The organism is Micromonospora sp. NPDC047756, assembly GCF_055587245.1.
The window spans coordinates 397450-418772 of the sequence record NZ_JBVJGQ010000008.1 but is presented as its reverse complement, the minus strand read 5'-3'; the positions used below and the strand labels follow the sequence as shown (position 1 = coordinate 418772).

The following is a 21323-nucleotide window of genomic DNA, read 5'->3' as shown; positions in this document are numbered from 1 at the left end:
GGCCCGGTTCAGCCGGACAGCACCAGACCCAGGTAGACCAGCGTGGTGACCACCTCGACGGTCGCGCCGAGGACGTCGCCGGTGATCCCGCCGAGGCGGCGTACCACGTGGTTGAGCAGCGGTAGCGCGACGGCGATCGCGGCGACGACGGCCAGCGGCCCCTGCCATGGACGGCCCGGCACCGCGGGCACCGCCAGCAGCACGACGGCGAGCGCGCCGGCGGCCACCGCCACCGGGCCGACCGTGCCGGCGACCAGCGCGCCCAGGCCGTCGGGCCGGGCCGCCGGCACGCCCCGCCGGCAGGCCACCGTGACACCGAGCCGCCCGGCCGCGGTCGCCGCGACCACCGCCGCGAGACATGCCGGCCAGGACCGACCGGCGAGGTCGGCGAGCGCCGCAGCCTGCACCAGGAGTACGACCACCAGGGCGACCACCCCGAACGGGCCGACGTCCGGCTTCTTCATGATCTCCAGTGCTGCCGCGCCCCGCCGGTACGAGCCGAGCGCGTCAACGGTGTCGGCCAGCCCGTCCAGGTGCAGCCCCCGGGTGAGCAGCGCGGCGACGGCGACGGTCACGCCGGCCGCCACCAGCGGCGGGGCGAGCGCCCCGGCCAGCAGCAGCACACCGGCCAGCAGGGCGCCGAGGAGCGCGCCGACCACCGGGGCGAGGGCCATCGCCGTGCCGGCGACGGGGCGGTCGATGCGCCCGGCCCGCACCGGCAGCGTGGTGAACGTGGTGACCGCCAGCCGGGCTCCCGCGAGCAGCCGTGGCTCAGCCGGCACGCCAGCCCGACGCCGGCTGCTCGTCCGCCCCGGTGCTGGCCGGGCCCGGCCCGGCCGGCTCCGGCTCGGTGAAGTCGGGCTCGGTCACGTCGGGCTCGGTGAGATCCGGGTCCGCGTAGCTCGGGTCGGTGGACTCCGGCTCGTCGGCGGCCGGGGCGGTGTCGTCAGTGCCGCCCAGCGACGGGTGCACCGGCAGCGCGGCGGACAACGCCAGCACCGAGCGCAGCAGTGGCAGCGCGACCAGCGCGTTGGCGCCCTCGCCGAGATCCATCCGCAGGTCGAGCAGCGGGGTGAGGCCCAGCACGTCGGCGGCCAGCCGCACGGCCGGGTGGCCGCCGTGGTCGGCCAGCAGGCACCAGTGCCGGGCCTGCCCGGCCAGGTCACGGCTCACCATGGCGGCGGCCAACCCGACCGGACCGTCGAGCAGCACCGGCACCCGCCGGGCGGTGGCGCCGAGCAGCACGCCGGTGGCCACCGCCACGTCACCGCCGCCCAGCTCGGCCAGGATGTCCTTGGCGCCCCGAGACGAGCGCCGAGTGCGGTGCAGGGCGTCGCGCACCGCCGCGCAGCGGATCATCCACGCCGCGTCGTCGATCTCGCCGGAGTCGGTGATCACCCGGCCCAGCACGGCGGGCGGCTCCGCGCCCGCGGTCGCCGAGAGCACCGCCGCGGCCGCCGCCTCGGTGCCGGCGCCGCACGCGCCGAGCACCAGCAGTTGTACGCCGGCGTCGGCGGCCTGCTCGGCCAACCGCCAGCCGTAGCGCAGCGCGGACTCGACCTGCTCCGCCGCGAGGGCCGGCTGGTCCTCGATCGGCGCGGAGGCCGGGGTGTCCACCACCTGGAGGCTCGCGCCGCTCTCGGCGGCCAGCCGTGCCAACGCGCCCTGACCGGCGCGGGCCTGAGCGGCGCGGCGCGCCGACTCACCGGCGACGGTGCCGGCCGCCGCCCCACCGGCGTGGTCGCCGTGCAGCAGCAGCACCCGCGCCGAGGCCCAGGCGACGGGGGTCGAGGTGCCCTGGGTGGCGGCGGCGAAGCCCACCACCCGGTCCAACACCCCCAGTCCCGCGCCCGGTACGTCCAACGTGGCAAGCCGGTCGACCGCCTGCGGGCCGGCGTACTCGTCGGGCATCGGCAGCTCCATGCCGGGCTGGATGACCAGCCCGGTGGAGACCATCGGCAGCGCCATGGTCGGCGCGGCCCACGGGTTGCCCGCCTCCGCGGTCGGGGCGGCCGGCGCAGTGGGAGTCAGCACGTCGGGCAGCTGCACCTCGGGGGTGGGCTCGCTGTCGGTCAGACTCGCCACGACCGGTGCGGCGGCGGCCGTCGACGCGGTCACGGGGGCGGAAGCGGACGGTTCGGTGGCGGGGGCGGTGGCGGTGGCGGTGGCGGTGGACTTGAGCCAGACCGGCTGACCGGCGACGACCAGTACGACCGCGTCGCAGGCGTCGGCGACCGCGCGGTTGGCCGCGCCCAACGCGTCGGTGAACGCCCGGCCCAGCGGGGTGGTCGGCACCAGCGACAGCCCCACCTCGGGGCTCACCAGCACCACCCGGGCGGCACACCCGCGGATCGCCTCGGCCAGCTCGGCGATGGTCGCCACGTCGTCGGCGGGCTGGTGGTCCGGGTCGAGCAGCACCGTCACCCAGCCGCCCAGGTCGTCGACGAGCAACAGCTCGTTGGGCTCGGCGGACCCGAGCACGTCGGCCAGCCGGCGCGGGTCCTCGGTGGTCTCCTCGGTGGTCCAGCTGCCCGGCCGTCGGGCGCGGTGCGCCGCCAGCCGGGTCGCCCACTCGGTGTCCTCCGGGTCGCCCTCGGGCGCGGTGGCGACGTAGCGGACCACCGGCGCGGCGCTGACCAGGGACTCGGCGAACTCGGACTTGCCGGACCGGATACCGCCGAGCACCAGGACCGTGTTCCACCCGTCTACCGACATGCCCGTACCTTAGTTCTCATCCTTCGGGGCCGGGCACGTCGCCCCGACCCTGCCGAAGATCGAAAGCCCGTTCCGCGTCCATTGCGGGGAAGCGCCCAGTTCCCCGACCCGAATGCGGCGCGACCCCGGCCCGCTGCACCCGCAGCCGCTGGCAATCTTGGACACTTAGCGTCAGCGCGGAACGGAAAGTGTCCAAGATCTACCGTGGCACGGTCGGCCCGTCGTTCAGTCGCAGTGTTCGAACCCGCTGCCGTAACTGACACCGCCGGTGGTGCCGCCCCACTTGACGCACGTCCCGGCGGCGGTGGCCCGCACCGGCCCGGCGTAGTAGTCGAAGGACCCGCTGTCAGTGCTGCGGGCCCGGCCCTGCACCTCCAGGTACGCCGACGCGGCGGACTTCGCGCCGACCGCGGTGTCCTTGAGGGTGACCACGCAGTTGGTCCCGGTGCCCGAGTGGTACAGCAGGAAGACCCGGCCCTTGCGCTGCCCGTCCCCGCCGGTCAGCGTCGCCGAGTCGATCACCTGGTAGCCGCTGCCGCACGCCTGGGCGGCCGTGTACGGGTTGGGCCGGCTGGACGGGGTGCGGCTGGGCGTCGGTCGGCTGCTGGTCGTACCGGTCGGCGTACTGCCCGGCACCGCGGCGCGGGTGGGGTCGCCGCTGGTCGTCGCGTCGGCGGGAGACCCGGTCGGGTCGGCCGTCGCGGTGCGACCGACCCCCGGCGTTGCGCTGGGCACGGGCCCGGTGGTGGTCGCGTCCCCGGTCGGCAGCGGTGCGTCGGTGACCGCCGCCGACCCGCCGGCCAACGCGGGCGGCTGGTCCGCCGAACCCGACTTCGCTTCGGGTCGAAGCGCCACCACGGCCACCGCGACGACGAGCGCGACGAGAACGGCAGCACCTGCCCCGACCAGCAGCGGACGGCGTCGGCCCGGCGGCCCGCTCCCGAGCGCGTCCTCCCGGGTCGGCTTCGGCTCGGTCGTCGCTTGGACCGCGACGTTCGCCGGTGGGCGTAGAGCGGCGGGCCCCGCCGACACCGACCCGGCGGGCGGCGTCGCCGCGACCGACGGTGCGGAATCCAAGCCGGGAGTCGGGCCGGCCGGCGGTACGGAAGTCGGGACGGCGGGGGCCGCGACGCCCGGGGTGGGAGCGGCCAGCGCCCACGGTGGGCGGGCGGAGACCGGAATGCTCGCCACTGTCGCGTCGCGGGCATCGGCGGCGGCAGCGGCCAACTCGGCGGCGCTGCCGAACCGGTCCTCCGGGCGCTTGGCCAGCGCGCGGGCCACCACTGCGGCAACCGCCGGCGGGGTGTCCGCCGGCAGCGCCGCCGGGTCCTCCTGGGCGTGCCGCAGCGCCACCGCGAGCGGGTTGTCACCGTGGAAGGGCGGCTGCCCGGAAAGGCAGAAGTACGCCACCGCGCCGAGCGCGTAGATGTCGGTGGCGGCCGAGACCGGCTGCCCGGTGGCCTGCTCCGGAGACATGTACGAGGCGGTACCGAGCACCATGTTCGCGGCGGTGAGCCCGGCCATGTCGCGGGACCGGGCGATGCCGAAGTCGACGAGCACGACGGTGCCGTCGCCCTTGACCAGCAGGTTGCCCGGCTTCACGTCCCGGTGCACGATGCCGGCGAGGTGTGCGGTGTGCAGCGCGTCGGCGGCCTGGGCCAGCACCGACATGGTGGTGGCCGGATCCAGCCGCCCCACCGCGCGCACCCGGGCGGACAACGGCTCGCCCTCGACGTACTCCATCACCAGGTAGTCGACCTGGCTGCCGTCGTCGAGCACTGCCTGCCCGACGTCGTGCACCGGCACCACGCCGGGGTGCCGCAGCGCGGCCAGCATCCGCGCCTCGGCCCGGAACCGGGCGGTGAACTCCGGATCGGCGACCAGCGACGGCAGCAGCACCTTCAGTGCGATCTCGCGTTCCAGCAGCACGTCGGTGCCGCGCCAGACCGCTCCCATCCCACCCGTCGCCACCCGCTCGCCCAGCCGGTACCGGCCGCCGAGCAGCACTCCCCGTGTCAGCACCGAGCCACCGTACCGGCCGGCGTCGATCGGATTGATCCACCCCGTCGGCCCCGCAGGGGGCGAGCGAGCGGCCGTTGCGCGCCGGGCCGACTACGCTGGCGGGGGTTCGTCCCACGGGGACTTCAGCGGCGAGGGGAGACGCGGCATGGCGTGGAGCTGGCGGTACGAGGGCACGGACGGCCAGACGGTCGAGGGACCGGCGGAGTCGTTCGGCAGCCAGGCCGACGCCGAATCCTGGATCGGTCAGACCTGGCGGGAGCTCGCGGCGTCCGGCGTCACCTCGGTCGCGCTCGTGGAGGACGACCGGGTGGACTACCGGATGAGCCTGCTGCCCACAGCCGAGTGATGGCCTACGACCGCCCGGGCGGCGACCCGTTGGTCCTCGGCGTGCCCAGGGCGGCGTTCCGGCCCAGCCCGGTCTTCCTCGGCCTGGTCGCGCTCTTCGCGGTCAGCGGAGTGCTGACCTGGAACGGGTACGGCAGCGTCCGGTTCAACGTGTTCCTCTTCGTGGTGTCCGGCTGGCTGGTGTCGCTCTGCCTGCACGAGTACGCCCACGCGGTGGTGGCCTACCGGGCCGGCGACCGGGACATCGCCCATCGCGGCTACCTGACGCTCAACCCGTTGAAGTACACCCACCCGTTGCTGTCGATCGTGCTGCCGGTGGTGGTGGTGCTGCTCGGCGGCATCGGCCTGCCCGGTGGAGCGGTCTGGGTGGACCGGCACGCCATCCCCGGTCGACTGCGGCACACCCTGGTCAGCCTCGCCGGCCCGGCGACGAACGTGCTGTTCACGCTGGTGTTGGTGGCGGCGGTGCAGGTGGGCACCCGGTCGGGTGGTCCGGTGGAGTTCTGGGCCGGGGTGGCGCTGCTCGCCTTCCTCCAGCTCACCGCCAGCGTGCTGAACCTGCTGCCGGTGCCCGGCCTGGACGGCGGCAACATGATCCAGCCGTGGCTCAACCCGCAGTGGCGCAAGATGTACGACCTGTTCGCGCCGTACGGCTTCATTCTGCTCTTCGCGCTGCTGTGGAACCCGCGCATCGGCGGCTGGTTCTTCGACGCCGTCTTCGCGGTAGGTGACCTGCTCGGTCTGCCGTCGTGGCTGTACGCCACCGGCCTGGAGCTGATCCGCTTCTGGCAGAGCTGACCGGCCTGGTGGCCGGGCGGACCTGACCCGGCCCGGCGACCGGGCGCAGCTGACCCGGCCCGGCGACCGGGCGCAGCTGACCCGGCCCGGTCGGCGCGAGGGATTCGCGCCGGCCGGGCCGGAACACCGTCAGGGACGCTGCGCGGGGGACTCGGTCTTCGCCGCGTCCCGCTCGACGATCGGCTCGACGATGTCGTCGATCGCCGTGAGCAGGTCGGCGTCGAGCTTGACCCCGGCCGCCTTCACGTTGTCGTGCACCTGCTCGGGGCGGGACGCGCCGATGATCGCCGACGAGACGTTCGGGTTCTGCAGCACCCACGCCACGGCGAGCTGGGCCATGCTGAGCCCGGCCTGCTCGGCGAGGGGCTTGAGCTGCTGGACCCGGGTCAGCACGTCGTCGTTCATGAACCGGGAGATGAAGCCCGCGCCCGACTTCTCGTCGGTGGCCCGGGAACCGGCCGGCGGCGGCTGGCCCGGCAGGTACTTGCCGGAGAGCACGCCCTGCGCCATCGGCGACCAGACGATCTGCCCGATGCCCAGCTCCTCGCTGGCGGGCACGACCTCGGTCTCGATGACCCGCCAGAGCAGCGAGTACTGCGGCTGGTTGGACACCAGCGGGACGTGCAGCTCCCGGGCGAGCGGGTGGGCGGCGCGCAGCTGGGCGGCGGTCCACTCGGAGACGCCGATGTAGTGCGCCTTGCCGGAGTGGACGACGTCGGCGAACGCCTCCATCGTCTCCTCCAGCGGGGTGCTGTAGTCGTAGCGGTGGGCCTGGTAGAGGTCCACGTAGTCGGTGCGCAGTCGGCGCAGCGAGCCGTTGATCGACTCCATGATGTGCTTGCGGGACAGGCCCCGGTCGTTGCGGCCGGGCCCGGTCGGCCAGTAGACCTTCGTGAAGATCTCCAGGCCCTCACGGCGCTCGTTCTGCAACGCCCGGCCGAGCACGTCCTCGGCCCGGGTGCCGGCGTACACGTCGGCGGTGTCGAAGGTGGTGATCCCCGCGTCGAGAGCGGCCCGGACGCAGGCGAACGCCGCGTCCTCCTCGACCTGCGAACCGTGGGTGATCCAGTTGCCGTACGAGATCTCGCTGACCATCAGGCCGGAGCGGCCCAGGTGTCGGAATTCCATGTACCGACCCTAGCCCCAGTGGATCAACACCGGCGACCGGCGACTCAGAGCACCGGGTTGGCGTCGGTGAGTAGCCGGTCGATCTCCTCCAGCACCTCGGCGCGATCGCGGTGCACCGGATCGATGAGCGGCACACCGCGCCGGTCCAGCGCGCCCCACCGCCCGTTGTCGCTCTCGACCAGGAACGCCACCGGGTGGATGACCAGCATCGGGTGCGCCGGCGGGACCAGCACCGTGCCGGTGCGGTCCACCACGCCCCGTCGACCCGCCACGTCGACCACGGCGAGCCCTTCGTCGGTGAACCCGTCGATCTCCTGGCCGTCGGCCAACTCGGTGACGAAGCCGTGGTAGCGGGTGGGCACGATGACCCGACCGGTCCGGTCGACCGCCCCCCAACCCTCGCGCTTCACCGCGGCCAGCCCACGCCGGAACGGTCGTACCTCGGCGAAGTTGGGCGCGACCTGCACCGCCCCGGTCGCGTCGATCGCCGTCCAGCCACCCTCGCCGACCACCCAGGCCAGGCCGTCGCTGAACGGCTGCGCGGCCCGGAAGGACGGCGGGATCACCGTCGTACCGAGCAGGTTGATCAGCGACCAGCGGTCGGTGTCCGGCCGGCGGACCCAGGCCAACCCGTCGTGGAAGGGCTGCGCCTCGGCGTACCGGGCGGGGACGACCACGTCGCCGTCCTGGCTGGTGTAACCCCACAGCGACCCGTCCCGGTCCGGCAACGGGGGTCGGTCCCGGTCGAGCACCTCGTCCCGACCCCGGGGGTACGCCCCGAAGCCATCCGCCCCGGCCCGGACGGTGACCGCGTCGAGGGCGACCCGGACCCGGTCCAACAGTTCGGCGTCGCCCGCGCCGCGCAGGTCGAGCGCCTTCTCGAAGTGCTCGCACGCCTCCATGAGCCGCCCCTGGTCGTAACACGACCGCCCGGCGTGCTCGTGCAGCGCGGCCCGTAGCCGGTCGGGCAACTCGATCGAGTTGGCCTGGGCGAAGAGCTGGTCGGCCTCGGCGAAGTCGCCGCGCCAGCGCAGCACATGGGCCAGCCGGGCCTGGGCCAGCGCGGTCCGGCGCAGCTCGCCGGTGGCCTCGGCGTAGGTGAGGGCGAGCCGACCGTCGGCCAGCGCATCGTCCAGGTCGCCGAGGATCCGCGAGGCCACCGCCCGCAGGCTGAGCAGCCGGGCCCGCGCACGGTTGTCGACCGCCGAGCCCAACTTCTCGGTCAGCCGCCGACGGATGGCCCGCAGGTCGTCCGGCTCCGTCAGCTCCTCGCGCAGGGTGACCGGGTCCAACCGCCACCGGTACGCGGCCAGCACCTGCTCCGGGTCGCCCGGGTCGGCCAGCGACGGACGGGTCACCACCGGCGGTGCTTCGTCGGGTGGCGCGGACTCCTGCTCGTGCTCCCCGTCCGAGCCGCTCCTCGGGCCGGGTACGGCCGACGCCGGCGGCGCGGAGGTCGGCACCACCGACGCTGGCGGCCCGGACGCCGGAGCTGTCGAGGCCGGGGGGCCGGAGACGGGCGCTGCCGCGGGCGGTGGTGTCGAGGCCGGTGGCGCGGAGGCGGGTTCTGCCGCGGGTGCCGGCGGTGCGGAGACCGGTGCCCCGGAGTACGGCTGTGCCGGTGGCGCGGATACGGGCGCTACGGAGTACTGCTGCGCTGAGGCGGGTGGTGCGGACACCGGCGCGGCCGATGTCGGCGGCGCGGAGACGGGCGCGGTGGAGAGGGGCGGCCCGGAGACGGGTGCCGCGGGTGGGGCCGAAACCGGCAGTGCCGATACCGGCGGTGCCGAAACTGGCGGTGCCGATACCGGCGGTGCCGATACCGGCGGTGCCGATACCGGCGGTGCCGAAACCGGCGGTGCCGGAGGAACGGAGACCGGCGTGACCGAGGCGGGCGGTGCGGATACCGGCGGTGGCGAGAACGGCGGTGCGGAGACCGGCCTGACCGAGGCCGGCGGTGCCGAGACCGGCGGTGCGGAGACGGGCGGGCTGGTGTCGTCCGCAGCCGTGACGTGCGTCGCCGCGTCGCCCCGCCACTCGTCGACTCCCGAGCCGTCCGTCGGGCTCGCGCTCGGATCGTCGATCGCGTCCGTCGGCCCGTCGGGTGGCGCGAGTTCGCCCGTCGGGTCGTGGGCGACCGGATCGGTGGCCGCGCTGGGCGAAGCGGCGACAGGCTGCTGGTCGGTCTCGCCCTCGGCGTCGAGGTCGGCTTCGGTCCGCTGGTGGGGCATCGCGACGACAGGTACGCCGGAGACGGGCTGGTCGCCCTCCACAGTCTCGGTGTCGAACCCGGGCTGCGGGTCGTCGTCCAGGTCGTCCGCCCAGAATCGTGGGGCACCGGACACCGGGTCGGCGGGCGGCGCGGAGACCGGGTCGGACACGTCGTCCGATGCCGACCCGCCGGGGTGCTCGCCGGCCACGCCGAGATAGGTGTCGGCTGCCGACGACGTCTGCGCGTCCGGTGTCGCGGCACGGTCGGGGTCGCCGGCCGTCGCCTCGTCGTCGACCGGGTCGGACGACCAGTGGTCCGTCGCGGGCTCGGCCTGGTCGGACGACCGCTGGTCCGTCGCGGGCTCGGCCTGGTCGGAGGCGGCGGGCTGAGCGGGGCTGAACCACGCCTCTGGTCCGCGGGCGCCCGGGACGTCGTCCGGCTCGTGAACGGGCGCCACCGGCTCGTCCGTGGGCGGCGGGGGCACGTAGCGGCGCGGCGTACCGGGGGCCGGCGGGAGCACCGGCTCGACCTCCGCCGTCGGTGGCTGCGGGGCCGCCGGCTGCGGTGCCACCGGGCTCGGGTCGGCCGGGGGCGGGTCGGCCGGGGGCGGGTCGAACCGGGTCGCCGGCGGCGGCGGTGCCTGCCAGGTGGGTGGCGGGGCCACCGACGGGCGGGCGTCCGCCGTCGGTGCCAGTCGCTCCGGCGGGTACGGGCGCTGCTGCGCGGCCGCTCGATCCGGCGCGGCCGGGCGCTCGGCGGGGTGCGGCCGCTCCGCCGGGGGCGAGCGGTCCGGAGAGGTCGGGCGGCGGTCGGTCGGTGGGGTGCCGGCCAACGGTTCGCCGACCTGACGGCGGTCCGGGCGCTGCTCCTCGCCGCGCCGCTGGTCCACCGGACGGTCCCGGCTGTCCGGCCCGGGGTAACGCGGCGGCGCAGCGGGATGCGGCCCGGGTGCCGGTGGTGGTTCGGCCAGCGGCCGGCGTGCCGATGCCGGCGGGGCGTCCGAGCGATCGTCGGCACCGGGCGGGTCCACCGGCGCGGGCAGGTACTCCATCCGCAGGCGCGCGGCGGGTGGCCCGGAGACTGGCCGGTCGGAGGCCGGAGAGACGGGAACGGCCGACACCGGCCGGTCCCAGCCGCGGGGGGTGGGGGAGTCGGGTGCTGGTGACACCGGGTGGTGCGGGGTGGCCGGGGCGGCTGACACCGGTCGGTCCCAAGCGGGGGAGATGGGTGCCGGCGACACGGGTCGCTCCGGGGAGACCGGCATGGCGCGGTCGGAGGCGGGCGGCGCCGTGGCGGCCGGACGTACCGGCCGCTCGTCGTACCGTGCGGCCGGCCGCGAGGACACGCCCGGCTCGGTGCCGCGGTACGGGTCCGTCGTGCGGTGGGGATCGGAGCTGCGGTACGGGTCCGGGGTGCGGTGGCCGGACTCCCGGGTGCGATCCGAGGTGCGGTCCTGGCGCACCGGACCCGGTGCTGGCCAGGGCAGACTGCCGTCCGACCGGTGGCCCGGCTGCGGCCGGGGCTCGCGGTACGCGTCCTCTCGGGGTGCGTCCTCGCGGTACCCGTTGTCGCGGTACCCGTCCGGGCGGGCCTGCTCGCGGGGTCGCCGGTCCGGGTACGCCTCGGCGCGGGCGGCCGCCTCACGGGGCTGCTGCCGGTGCGGCTCGGTGTCGGGCCGCCGCCGGTCGTTGTCGAGGCGCGACGGGTCGGGCAGGTCCGGCTCGGGGCGACGCCGTCGCCCACCGTTGGGTGAGGGCGCTGCGCCGATCCCCTCATCCGCGCGGTAGCGCGGCTCCGGGCGGCGCAGGTCGTCGGCGGGCCGGTCCGGGTACCCGTCGGCGCGGTAGCGCGTGCGGCCGTCCGCTGACGCCCACGGGTCGACCCCGTCGGCGACGCGGCCGTCGTGGTCGCGGTTGGGTCGGACGCCGTACCCGTCGGCGGTGTGCCGTTCGTGACCAGCGGCGGGTCGTTCCGGCGTGCCGCGCCGACGTGGTGTGTCGTCCGGCTCGGGCACCCAGCCGGGCTCGGGCCGGGGCGCGGGGGAGACCGGCGGGGATCCCCGGTAACCCCGATCCCGTTCGGCCGGCTCCGGCCGGGGGCCGCGACTGTCGTACCGCTCGGGGTTGGGCTGGTCCCGGTGCCAGGCGGCTTCCCGCGCGGGCCCCCGCTCGTCGGCGGGGCGTCGGTCGGACCAGGCGGTCCGTCGGTCCGACTCGGGCGAGCGGCGGTCGTCGCGGCGGGGTGGCTCAGGCAGCGGACGACGGTACGGCTCGTGGTCGTAGTGGCGGGAGTCAGCGCTGTCCGGCCGGCCGTAGGCGGACGTGTCGGCCGCGAAATCGTCGCTGCGGAGTCGGCTGTAGGCCGATGCCTCACCCGGCTCGTCGTCCCCCCAGGAACGGCCGTGCGGCGCCTGTTCCGCCGGTGGTTCGTCGGACCAGGACCGGCCGAGGTAGGTGCCGTCCGGGCGGGTGGGCGCCAGCGGCGGCACCTCGGCGCGACCGGTGACCGTCGCACGGCCGCGCGGTGGTGGCTGGTGCGGCCTGCCGATGTCCCCGGCGTAACGCTGGCCGGGGAACTGGGGGTGCCACTCGGTGGTCGGCTCGACCACCCAGGACGGCTCGTTCGGGTCTGACCACCGGTCGGAGTAGCGGCCGTTCATCCGTCGAGCCCGTCGCCGCACCCGGCCGCTCGGCCGATTCTCGCCGGGGGTGAGGTGTCCGCAGCCGCCGTCGGGTGACCGCTGGGCGTCCGGTCGCCGCCTGCCACGCCCCGGTGGCCGGCTCGCGTCCGCTCGCTCACGCGTTGTCACCTCGTTGCAAATTGTCGCGCTGGGGCCGCACGCGCCGGTCAGATCGCCGCTCCGGCAGGCCGTGGCTGCGGATGGAGGGTAACGGCGCGGGCTCGCTCACCGCCACTGTGGTGCCGCCCGCCAGCGCAAACGTTATCCCATTGGTTTCGGACATTTGGGCGTATAAGCCAATCTGACCTCCGACCTTACCGCACTGGAAGAGCACCCGGCCGCGGCGGGATGGCCGTCCGAGTTCAGGGGTGCTCCATGACGAGGACGGCGAACGTACCGGGAGCGAGCGCCTCGTAACGGTGCGGGGCGTCGCCGGGGAACGTGGCGTAGTCGCCGGGTTCGAGTTCGACCGGCGCCGCCTCGGGTCCGACCCGCAGCCGACCGGCGGCGACCACCACGTGCTCGATACTGCGCGGTGTGTGTCCGTGCCCGGCCCGGACCGCGCCGGGTTCGAGCCTGATCAGGTAGAGGTCCCGGCGCAGGTGCGCCGCACCGGCGCTGAGCAGCGTTCCGCTGAAGTCGGCCTGCTCCGAGCGGACGTGCGGCCCGTCCCCGGCCCGGACGACCCGTACGCCGTCGTCGACGGGCTCCACCAGCCGGCTGAACGGCACGCCGAGCGCGACGCCCAGCGCCCAGAGCGTCTCCACGCTCGGGTTTCCGGTGCCCGACTCCAGTTGGGAGAGGGTGGACTTGGCCACCCCCGCTCGGCGGGCCAGCTCGGTCAGCGAGATGCCGACCCGTTCCCGCTCCCGGCGTAGGGCGGCGGCGATGGTGGCCAGGGGGGCAGCCGGTTCCGAAGGCATGCCTTCGCTCCATTGGTCACATGTTCGGTCTGTCGAACAACGGCCCGTTCAGCATGAAGAACGCACGGCACGATCCGCGCAGTTACGGCGAAACTGCTGCCTCGCAGATGTCTGAGGCAGCAGTTTCGCCGATGTCGCGCGGATCGTGGAGGTGTGCCGATGGCCCGCCCGCAGGTCAGACCTTGTCGCCCAGCTTGACCTGGGGCGCCGGTGCGCGCATCCGGCGGAAGGTGATCGACCGCATGACCGCGTAGAGGAAGAGCGAGCCCATCCGCTGGTTGGTCTTCGGGAAGCGCTCCCGGACCAACTTGCTGATCTTGCGGCAGATCAGCACCGAGTCGACGACCACACCCAGCGCCAGCGCTCCCCAGAGCACGTTGGAGACCAGCCGGACCACCGGCGGCATGGCCGCGTTCGAACCGACCAGCACGATCAGCGCGCCGCCGAAGAACCAGGTGCCGACGGTACGCCGGGAGTCGACCACGTTGCGGGCCAGCAGCCGTTCCGGGCCACGGTCGCGGGGGCCACCCTCGCGGCGGAACTCCGACGCCGCCTCGGCGCGCAGTTGCCGGCGGCGCTCCCGCTCCTCCTCCTTGGTGAGGGGGCGGCTGGGGCCGGCCGGGCGACGGCCGGCGGTCGGTCGCTTGGGCGTCTCCCGACCCTTGGCCGGGGTGTAACCCCGGGGACGCTCAGCGGTCTCCTCGGGGGTCACCGAGGTGACGGCCTCGTCGACGAGGTCGGTGGACTTGCGGCGAAAGAGCGACGGCACGCGGCAAGGGTAGCCAACGGTCCACGCCCGGTGCACATCGCGGGTACAGCGGCCGACGGCTCCAGGTCGCAGCGCGACCTGGAGCCGTCGGAGCCGAACGGTGGTGAGCGACGTTACGGACGCTCGACGTGCGCGCCCAGGTCGGCGAGCTTCGCCTCGAAGTCCTCGTAGCCCCGGTTGATCAGGTCCACGCCGTACACCCGGGAGGTGCCCTCGGCCGCGAGCGCCGCGATCAGGTGGCTGAACCCGGCCCGCAGGTCCGGGATGACCAGGTCGGCGGCGTGCAGCTTGCTCGGCCCGGCGATCACGGCGGAGTGCTTGAAGTTACGCCGGCCGAAGCGGCACGGGGTGCCGCCGAGGCAGTCGCGGTAGACCTGGATGTTGGCGCCCATCGAGTTGAGCGCCTCGGTGTAGCCCAGCCGCTGCTCGTAGACCGTCTCGTGGACGATCGACAGACCGCGGGCCTGGGTCAGCGCCACGACCAGCGGCTGCTGCCAGTCGGTCATGAAGCCGGGGTGCACGTCGGTCTCCAGCGCCACCGCGTTCAGCTCGCCACCCGGGTGCCAGAAGCGGATGCCGCCCTCCTGACCCGGGTCGCCCAGCTTCGGCGCGCGGGCGTCGGTGACCTCGTACTCGCCGCCGACCGAGCGGAAGATGTTCAGGAAGGTCATCATGTCGGCCTGCTGAGCGCCCAGCACCTCGACGTGACCACGGGTGGCCAGGGCGGCGGCCGCCCAGCTCGCCGCCTCGATCCGGTCCGGGATCGGCCGGTGGGTGTAGCCGTGCAGCTTGGGCACGCCCTGAATCTCGATCACCCGGTCGGTGTGGACCTTGATGATCGCGCCCATCTTCTGCAGGATGCAGATCAGGTCGATGATCTCCGGCTCCACCGCGGCGTTGCGCAGCTCGGTGACGCCCTCGGCCATCACGGCGGTCAGCAGCACCTGCTCGGTGGCGCCGACGCTCGGGTACGGCAGGGCGAACTTGGTGCCGTGCAGCCCGTTCGGCGCGGACAGGTGCAACCCCTCGGGCCGCTTCTCGACAGTCGCGCCGAACTCGCGCAGTGCCTGCAGGTGGAAGTCGATCGGACGCGGGCCGATGTGGCAGCCGCCCAGATCCGGGATGAACGCGTGCCCGAGGCGGTGCAGCAGCGGGCCGCAGAACAGGATCGGGATCCGGCTGGAACCGGCGTGCACGTTGATCTGGTCGGTGCTGGCGCTCTCCACGTTCGCCGGGTCGAAGACGAGCTCGCCGTCCTCGGTGCCGTCGGTGACCTTGACGCCGTGCAGGCCGAGCAGACCGCGCACCACCTCGACGTCACGGATCTTCGGCACGTCGAACAATCGGCTCGGGCTGTCGCCGAGAAGCGCGGCGACCATCGCCTTCGATACCAGGTTCTTCGCGCCGCGCACGCGGATCCGCCCTTCGAGCGGAGTGCCTCCGTGCACAACCAGGACGTCGTCGGTCAACGCAACCTCCAGCGCGTCGGTGCTGCTGTGTTGATTGGTGGGGCGCCTGAACGTCGTCGCTACCCCGGATGCGGCCACATCGAAACGGCTCGCGTGTGTCGTCGCTTGGGCAGCATAGCCCTCGGTGACGAAAAAGGACTCGGTCACATCGGCGTGTGTGGCATTAATCGGTGATCCGGCACTTTTGCGTACCAAGAGCGCTACGCATCGTGATCAGGACACCGCCGGCGGTGGGGTGTCCGTGCCGGGCAACGCGAGCATCTGGTCAAGCGCCACCCGGGCGTGGTGCGCGGTGTCGGCGTCCACCGTGATCTGGTTGACCACCCGGCCCGCTACCAGCTCCTCCAGGGCCCAGACCAGGTGCGGCAGATCGATCCGGTTCATCGTCGAGCAGTAGCAGACGGCCTTGTCCAGGAACATGATCTGCTTGTCCGGGTGCGCCAGCGCGAGCCGGCGGACCAGGTTCAGCTCGGTGCCGAGCGCCCACGCCGAGCCGGCCGGAGCCGCCTCGATGGTCTTGATGATGTATTCGGTGGACCCGACCTGGTCGGAGGCCGTCACCACCTCGTGCCGGCACTCCGGGTGGACCAGGACGTTGACCCCGGGCACCCGCTCCCGTACGTCGTTGACGCTCTCCAGGGTGAACCGGCCGTGCACCGAGCAGTGCCCCCGCCACAGGATCATCGTGGCGTCGCGCAGCTGCTCCGGGGTGAGCCCGCCGCCGGGCTTGTGCGGGTCGTAGAGAACGCAGTCGTCCAGCGACAGGCCCATCTCCAGCACCGCCGTGTTACGGCCCAGGTGCTGATCCGGCAGGAAGAGCACCTTCGACCCCTGCTCGAAGGCCCAGTCCAGGGCGCGCTTGGCGTTGGACGAGGTGCAGACCACGCCGCCGTTGCGGCCCACGAAACCCTTGATGTCGGCCGAGGAGTTCATGTACGTCACCGGGACCGTGTCACCGGCGATGCCCAACTCGGTCAGCGTGTCCCACGCGGCCTCGACCTGGCCCAGCACGGCCATGTCCGCCATCGAGCAACCCGCCGCGAGGTCCGGCAGGATCACCCGCTGGGCGTCGGTGGTCAGGATGTCCGCGCTCTCGGCCATGAAGTGCACGCCGCAGAAGACGATGTACTCCGCGTCCGGGCGGGCCGCGGCCTCCCGCGCCAGCTTGAACGAGTCACCCGTCACATCGGCGAACTGGATCACCTCGTCGCGCTGGTAGTGGTGCCCCAGCACGAAGACCTTGCTGCCCAGCTGCGCCTTCGCGGCGGTGGCGCGGGCCACCAGATCCGGGTCGCTGGGCGCCGGCAGGTCGCCCGGACACTCGACGCCGCGCTCGGTGTCGGGGTCGCTGCCCCGGCCGAGCAGCAGCAGAGCCGTCGCCGTGTTGGAGGGTTCCACCCAGGTCGAAGTCACGTAGCCCATGGTCCCACAGCGCGAGCGCGCCGCAGCCTCGCTCGGTGTGGGCTGCCACACTGCTCGGCATGCGCGTGCTGCTCTGCCCGGACAAGTTCGCCGGCACCCTGTCCGCACCGGAGGTGGCCGCCGCCGTCGCGGCCGGTTGGCGCACCGTCACCGACGGAGACGATCTGCTGATCCGGCCGCTCGCCGACGGCGGGCCGGGCTTCGTGGAGGTGCTCGCCGAGGCCCTCGGTGGCCGACGGGTGCCGGTGTCGACGGTCGACCCGCTGGGCCGGCCGGCGGCCGGTGAGATCCTGCTCACCGCCGACGGCTCGACCGCCTATCTGGAGAGCGCGCAGGCGTGCGGTCTGCACCTGCTCTCCGCGGCCGAACGCGACCCGAAGACCACCACCTCGTACGGGCTGGGTCTGTTGGTGGCCGCAGCGGTGGAGAGCGGTGCCCGCACCGTGGTGATCGGGCTGGGTGGCTCCGGCACCAACGACGCCGGCGCTGGAATGCTCGCCGCGCTGGGCGTGACCCCCCTCGACCAGGGCGGCGCCGCGCTGCCGTACGGCGGGGCGGCCCTCGCCGCCGTCGACGCGCTGGACGGCGCGCCCCGGCTGCGTGGCGCCCGGCTGGTCGCGGCCACCGACGTGGACAACCCCCTGCTCGGCCTGCACGGCGCCAGCAACGTGTTCGGCCCGCAGAAGGGCGCCGACCGTGCCGACGTGTTACTGCTCGACGCGGCCCTGGAGCGTTTCGCGGCGGTGCTGGAAAAGGACCTGGCCGGCTGCCCGGCGGGGCTCGGCGCGCTGCCCGGGGGCGGGGCGGCCGGCGGCATCGGCGCGGCGCTGCTCGCCCTGGGCGGCGACTGCGAGTCGGGGATCGGCCTGGTCACCCGGGCCACCCGCCTCGACGCCGCGCTGGACACCGCCGACCTGGTGATCACCGGTGAGGGGTCGTTCGACCACCAGTCGCTGCGTGGCAAGGTCGTCGCCGGGGTGGCCAACGCCGCCCGCGACCGCGGAGTGCCCTGCGTGGTGGTGGCCGGGCAGGTGAGCACCGGCCGGCGGGAGGCCGCCTCGGCCGGGGTGACCGACGCGTACAGCCTGGTGGAGCACTTCGGCGGCGAGGAGGCCGGCGGGCTCGACGCGGCGCTGAGCCGACCCGCGGAGGGGCTGCGGGAACTGGGGGCCCGACTGGCCCGGCAGTGGAGCCGCTGAGCGTCCCGGCCGCCCGAGCGCCCGCCCCGACCGGGGTCGACCTGCGGCGGGGGTCACGCCACGCGGGTGGGCCCGGCCAAGGCGGCGTACGATCGGTTGAGGACCACAACCGGGAATCACTGGACGGCGCGCGACGTTGGCCAGTGCGTCCGGACCCAAACCGCGCAGGGAGACTTCCACGTGACCACGCCAGCGCAGACCGAGTCGACCGAGGCCAAGGCCCCTACTTCCGTCGTCCTCACCGACGTCGCGGCGCAGAAGGTCAAGGCCCTGATCGAGCAGGAAGGCCGCGACGACCTGCGGCTCCGCGTCGCCGTGCAGCCGGGCGGCTGCTCCGGCCTGCGGTACCAGCTCTTCTTCGACGAGCGTTCGCTCGACGGTGACGTCGTGACCGACTTCGGTGGTGTCGAGGTCGTCGTCGACCGGATGAGCGCCCCGTACCTTTCCGGCGCGACGATCGACTTCGCCGACCGGATCGACGCTCAGGGCTTCACCATCGACAACCCCAACGCGGGCAGCTCCTGCGCCTGCGGTGACTCGTTCAACTGAGTCACACCACACCTCAACGACGATGGGGCCGTTCTTCGGGACGGCCCCATCGCCGTACCGGTCGGCTGTCGCGCCGGTCCGCCAGCGGGCCGTGGCGGGCTGATTGCCGTTGTCCGACCGAGCGGCGACCATCGCGTTGCCGTGCCGGTAGGCTGACCGCGCCCTGCTCCCGACCCTGAGGGTTGACATGAAGATCGCCGTCACCGGCTCGATCGCCACCGATCACCTGATGAGCTTCCCCGGTCGCTTCGCCGACCAGCTCATCGCCGATCAACTGCACAAGGTGTCCCTCTCCTTCCTGGTGGACGACCTGGTGCTCCGCCGCGGCGGCGTGGCGGCGAACATCTCCTTCGGAATGGGTCAGCTCGGGCTGCGCCCGGTGCTGCTCGGCGCGGTCGGCGCCGACTTCGCCGACTACCGCTCCTGGCTGGAGCGCCACGGTGTGGACTGCGACTCGGTGCACATCAGCGAGGTGGCGCACACCGCCCGCTTCGTCTGCACCACCGACACCGACATGTGCCAGATCGCGTCGTTCTACGCCGGTGCGATGAGCGAGGCCCGCAACATCGAGCTGGCCCCCGTCGCCGACCGGCTCGGCGGTCTGGACCTGGTGCTGGTCGGCGCGAACGACCCCGAGGCGATGCTGCGCCACTCCGCCGAGTGCCGCACCCGCGGGTACGCCTTCGCCGCCGACCCGTCCCAGCAGCTCGCCCGGATGCCCGGCGAGGACGTGGTGGCGCTGATCGAAGGCGCCGAGTACCTGATGACCAACGACTACGAGAAGTCGCTGCTGCAGAGCAAGGCGCAGCTCAGCGACGACCAACTGCTGGACCTGGTCAAGGTGCGGGTCACCACGCTGGGCAAGCACGGTGTGGAGATCGCCGGGCGCGGCATCGACCCGATCCACGTACCGATCGCGCGGGAGATCCGGGCGGTCGACCCGACCGGCGTCGGCGACGGCTTCCGGGCCGGCTTCTTCACCGCGCTCTCCTGGGGCCTGGGCCTGGAACGCGCCGCCCAGGTCGGCTCGCTGCTGGCCACGCTGGTCCTGGAGACCGTCGGCACCCAGGAGTACGACGTCCGCCGCGACCTGTTCGTCAAGCGCCTGGCCGAGTCCTACGGCGACACCGCAGCCGAAGAGGTCCGCCCCCACCTCCTCCCGGCCTAACCCAGCCCCCGCCCCCCGCCCCGCCCCCGCCCTCGCCCTCGCCCTCGCCCTCGCGATCTTGCACTTTCTGTCGCCGGTTCGCGGCTTCTGCGTACTTTCGTCCCCGCAGAAACTGCAAGATCGCGTGGGTGAGGTAGGGCGAGGGTCTAGGGGCGGAGCTTCAGGCTCTGCCGCGCCGCCTCAACCCGCCCCGCCCGCCCCTGCTCTCGTCGATCATGGAGTTGTGGTGGCCGAATAGTCGCCTTACGTGGCTTTCGTCCACCACCACAACTCCATGATCGACGCGGGGGTGCGGGGGTGCGGGGGTGCGGGGGTGCGGGGGAGCGGGGTGGGGTTACTTCGTTCGGCGGATGTCGTAGGCGGGGCCTTCGGGGGCGTCGACGGGGCCGAGGAACTTCTGGCCGCGCATCCGGCACCAGGCGGGGATGTCGACCGCCGCCGCCGGGTCGTCGGCCAGCACCCGGACCACGGTGCCGACCGGTACCTCGGGCATCCGTCGCGCCGCAGCGATCACCGGCAGCGGGCAGCGTTGCCCCCGGCAGTCGATCACCTCGTCGGGCACCGTCACAGCCCCACCACCCCGGCCTCGGCGCGCAGCCCGGCGACGATCCCCGGCAGCTCGGCCAGGAACCGCTCGACGTCCGCCTCGGTCGTCTCCCGGTGCAGGCTGACCCGAACGTTGCCGTGCGAGAGCACCCCCATCGCCTCCAACACGTGCGACGGACGCAACGTGGACGAGGTGCAGGACGAGCCGGACGACACGGCGAAGCCCCGCCGGTCCAGGGCGTGCAGCAACGCCTCCCCGTCCACGTACAGGCAGGAGAAGGTGACCAGGTGCGGGAGCCGGAGCACCGGGTCGCCGACCACCTCCACGTCGGGCACCTCCGCCGCGACCCGCTCCCGGACCCGGTCCACCAGGGCGGCCAACCGGGTCGCCTCGGCCGCCGCGTCGGCCGCCGCCGCCCGCAGGCTCGCCGCCGCCGCCACAACCGCCGGCAGATTCACCACCCCGGGGGTACGTCCGCTCTCCCGCTCGTCGGCCGGCCAGGGTGACTCCCAGCGAGTGCCCTTGCGGACCGCCAGCACCCCCACGCCGGGTGGCCCACCCCACTTGTGGGCGCTAGCCGTGAGCACCGACCAGCCGGCCGGCAGCGGTACCCGGCCCACCGACTGCGCAGCGTCCACGTACAGCGGCACGCCCACGTCGGCACAGGCCGCCGCCGCCTCGGCGACCGGCTGCACCGTCCCCACCTCGTGACTGGCAGTGATCAACGCGGCCAGCGCGACCCCCGGGGCCCGAACGGCGGTCGACCACGCGGTCAGGTCCAGCCGGCCCAACCGGTCGACCGGCACCGCGGCGGCCGTCCCGCCGGCTCCGACGTGCCGTTCCGCCGCGTGCAGTACCGCCGAGTGCTCGATCGCCGAGTGCACCAGCGTCGACCCGACCCGGCGTCGCCCCGCCAGGCCGCCGAGCACCGCGCCGTGGGCCGCGGTCGTACCACTGGGGGTGAAGGAGACCTCATCGGCGCGGACGCCGAGCGTCACCGCGGTGGCCTCACGGGCGGCGTCGAGCAGTTGTCGGGCCCGCCGGGCCTGCGTATACAGCTTGCCCGGGTCGGCCCAGCCGTCGTCGAGCGCGGCCAGCAGAGCCTGCCGCGCGACCGGATGCATCGGCGCGGCGGTCGCCGCGTCCAGGTAGACCGGGGATGCGCTCACAGACCTGCCTTCGTTCGCGACTGCGGGGCTCGCGACCCCGGCTCACTCCTCGCGCTCACAGACCTGCCTTCGTTCGCGACTGTGGGGCTCGCGACCCCGGCTCACTCCTCGCGCTCACAGACCAAGACGCTATCGCGGCGGTATGCCTAGGATCCCCCCGATGGGGGTCGGACAGTGACCCCACCACGGCCGAGTCCGTCATGGTCGA

General features: G+C 74.0%; 16 protein-coding genes. 5 read left to right on the top strand and 11 right to left on the bottom strand.

The features are described 5' to 3' along the window. Positions 1–8 precede the first annotated feature (8 nt). The 3 genes from ACZ6NZ_RS27560 to ACZ6NZ_RS27550 all read right to left on the bottom strand — a co-directional run bounded on the left by ACZ6NZ_RS27560 (position 9) and on the right by ACZ6NZ_RS27550 (position 4737). Entirely contained in the window at positions 9–782 is a 774-nt protein-coding gene (locus ACZ6NZ_RS27560) for an adenosylcobinamide-GDP ribazoletransferase (RefSeq protein ID WP_366608854.1), read from the bottom strand. Further along, complete coding sequence (locus tag ACZ6NZ_RS27555; RefSeq protein WP_465860892.1) at positions 772–2715, bottom strand: bifunctional adenosylcobinamide kinase/adenosylcobinamide-phosphate guanylyltransferase; 1944 nt, start codon at positions 2713–2715, stop codon at positions 772–774. Before ACZ6NZ_RS27555 ends, ACZ6NZ_RS27560 begins: the two co-directional genes overlap by 11 nt. A gap of 225 nt (positions 2716–2940) precedes the next feature. Next, on the bottom strand, positions 2941–4737 hold the full coding sequence (locus tag ACZ6NZ_RS27550) for a serine/threonine-protein kinase (protein ID WP_465860891.1): 1797 nt from the start codon (positions 4735–4737) through the stop codon (positions 2941–2943). 145 nt (positions 4738–4882) lie between these two features. Here ACZ6NZ_RS27550 and ACZ6NZ_RS27545 point away from each other — a divergent pair, with 145 nt between their 5' ends. After that, on the top strand, positions 4883–5083 hold the full coding sequence (locus ACZ6NZ_RS27545) for a hypothetical protein (protein ID WP_007463228.1): 201 nt from the start codon (positions 4883–4885) through the stop codon (positions 5081–5083). Next, entirely contained in the window at positions 5083–5880 is a 798-nt protein-coding gene (locus tag ACZ6NZ_RS27540; RefSeq protein WP_465860890.1) for a site-2 protease family protein, read from the top strand. Before ACZ6NZ_RS27545 ends, ACZ6NZ_RS27540 begins: the two co-directional genes overlap by 1 nt. 129 nt (positions 5881–6009) lie before the next feature. Here the strand turns inward: ACZ6NZ_RS27540 and ACZ6NZ_RS27535 are convergent, their stop codons facing one another. The 6 genes from ACZ6NZ_RS27535 to nadA all read right to left on the bottom strand — a co-directional run bounded on the left by ACZ6NZ_RS27535 (position 6010) and on the right by nadA (position 16474). Then, on the bottom strand, positions 6010–7008 hold the full coding sequence (locus tag ACZ6NZ_RS27535) for an aldo/keto reductase family protein (protein WP_355007754.1): 999 nt from the start codon (positions 7006–7008) through the stop codon (positions 6010–6012). A gap of 44 nt (positions 7009–7052) precedes the next feature. Continuing rightward, positions 7053–11879: a tetratricopeptide repeat protein gene (locus tag ACZ6NZ_RS27530; RefSeq protein ID WP_465860889.1), complete on the bottom strand. Its 4827-nt coding sequence runs from the start codon at positions 11877–11879 to the stop codon at positions 7053–7055. Positions 11880–12262: 383 nt separating this feature from the next. Next, complete coding sequence (locus ACZ6NZ_RS27525) at positions 12263–12823, bottom strand: helix-turn-helix domain-containing protein (protein ID WP_366608850.1); 561 nt, start codon at positions 12821–12823, stop codon at positions 12263–12265. 175 nt (positions 12824–12998) lie between these two features. Next, the gene (locus tag ACZ6NZ_RS27520) at positions 12999–13592 is read right to left on the bottom strand and encodes a DUF3043 domain-containing protein (RefSeq protein ID WP_465860888.1); all 594 of its coding nucleotides are present in this window, start codon (positions 13590–13592) and stop codon (positions 12999–13001) included. Between the two features lie 113 nt (positions 13593–13705). Further along, positions 13706–15061 carry a UDP-N-acetylglucosamine 1-carboxyvinyltransferase gene (murA, locus tag ACZ6NZ_RS27515; protein ID WP_366608848.1) on the bottom strand — a complete coding sequence of 452 codons (1356 nt, stop codon included), beginning with the start codon at positions 15059–15061 and terminating at the stop codon, positions 13706–13708. A gap of 213 nt (positions 15062–15274) precedes the next feature. Further along, positions 15275–16474 carry a quinolinate synthase NadA gene (nadA, locus tag ACZ6NZ_RS27510; protein WP_465860887.1) on the bottom strand — a complete coding sequence of 400 codons (1200 nt, stop codon included), beginning with the start codon at positions 16472–16474 and terminating at the stop codon, positions 15275–15277. Positions 16475–16542: 68 nt separating this feature from the next. On the opposite strand from nadA, the gene ACZ6NZ_RS27505 reads away from it, so the two are divergent. The 3 genes from ACZ6NZ_RS27505 to ACZ6NZ_RS27495 all read left to right on the top strand — a co-directional run bounded on the left by ACZ6NZ_RS27505 (position 16543) and on the right by ACZ6NZ_RS27495 (position 19399). Beyond that, a complete protein-coding gene (locus ACZ6NZ_RS27505) occupies positions 16543–17682 on the top strand; it encodes a glycerate kinase family protein (RefSeq protein WP_465860916.1) in 1140 nt (379 codons plus the stop codon). A 180-nt stretch (positions 17683–17862) separates the two neighbouring features. Continuing rightward, positions 17863–18231 carry an iron-sulfur cluster insertion protein ErpA gene (gene erpA, locus ACZ6NZ_RS27500; protein ID WP_091407494.1) on the top strand — a complete coding sequence of 123 codons (369 nt, stop codon included), beginning with the start codon at positions 17863–17865 and terminating at the stop codon, positions 18229–18231. Between the two features lie 187 nt (positions 18232–18418). Continuing rightward, a complete protein-coding gene (locus ACZ6NZ_RS27495; protein WP_124820724.1) occupies positions 18419–19399 on the top strand; it encodes a carbohydrate kinase family protein in 981 nt (326 codons plus the stop codon). Positions 19400–19733: 334 nt separating this feature from the next. On the opposite strand, the gene ACZ6NZ_RS27490 is transcribed toward ACZ6NZ_RS27495, so the two are convergent. After that, the gene (locus ACZ6NZ_RS27490; RefSeq protein ID WP_465860886.1) at positions 19734–19967 is read right to left on the bottom strand and encodes a sulfurtransferase TusA family protein; all 234 of its coding nucleotides are present in this window, start codon (positions 19965–19967) and stop codon (positions 19734–19736) included. Further along, positions 19964–21115 carry a cysteine desulfurase family protein gene (locus ACZ6NZ_RS27485; protein WP_465860885.1) on the bottom strand — a complete coding sequence of 384 codons (1152 nt, stop codon included), beginning with the start codon at positions 21113–21115 and terminating at the stop codon, positions 19964–19966. The genes ACZ6NZ_RS27490 and ACZ6NZ_RS27485 overlap by 4 nt, the downstream gene beginning before the upstream one ends. Positions 21116–21323 lie beyond the last annotated feature (208 nt).

What these genes read in the sequence shown, in the direction of transcription:
- ACZ6NZ_RS27555 (WP_465860892.1), bottom strand. Translation starts at nt 2,715, where the DNA reads ATGTCGGTAGACGGGTGGAACACGGTCCTGGTGCTCGGCGGTATCCGG.
- ACZ6NZ_RS27545 (WP_007463228.1), top strand. Translation starts at nt 4,883, where the DNA reads ATGGCGTGGAGCTGGCGGTACGAGGGCACGGACGGCCAGACGGTCGAG.
- ACZ6NZ_RS27540 (WP_465860890.1), top strand. Translation starts at nt 5,083, where the DNA reads ATGGCCTACGACCGCCCGGGCGGCGACCCGTTGGTCCTCGGCGTGCCC.
- ACZ6NZ_RS27535 (WP_355007754.1), bottom strand. Translation starts at nt 7,008, where the DNA reads ATGGAATTCCGACACCTGGGCCGCTCCGGCCTGATGGTCAGCGAGATC.
- ACZ6NZ_RS27530 (WP_465860889.1), bottom strand. Translation starts at nt 11,879, where the DNA reads ATGAACGGCCGCTACTCCGACCGGTGGTCAGACCCGAACGAGCCGTCC.
- ACZ6NZ_RS27525 (WP_366608850.1), bottom strand. Translation starts at nt 12,823, where the DNA reads ATGCCTTCGGAACCGGCTGCCCCCCTGGCCACCATCGCCGCCGCCCTA.
- ACZ6NZ_RS27505 (WP_465860916.1), top strand. Translation starts at nt 16,543, where the DNA reads ATGCGCGTGCTGCTCTGCCCGGACAAGTTCGCCGGCACCCTGTCCGCA.
- ACZ6NZ_RS27495 (WP_124820724.1), top strand. Translation starts at nt 18,419, where the DNA reads ATGAAGATCGCCGTCACCGGCTCGATCGCCACCGATCACCTGATGAGC.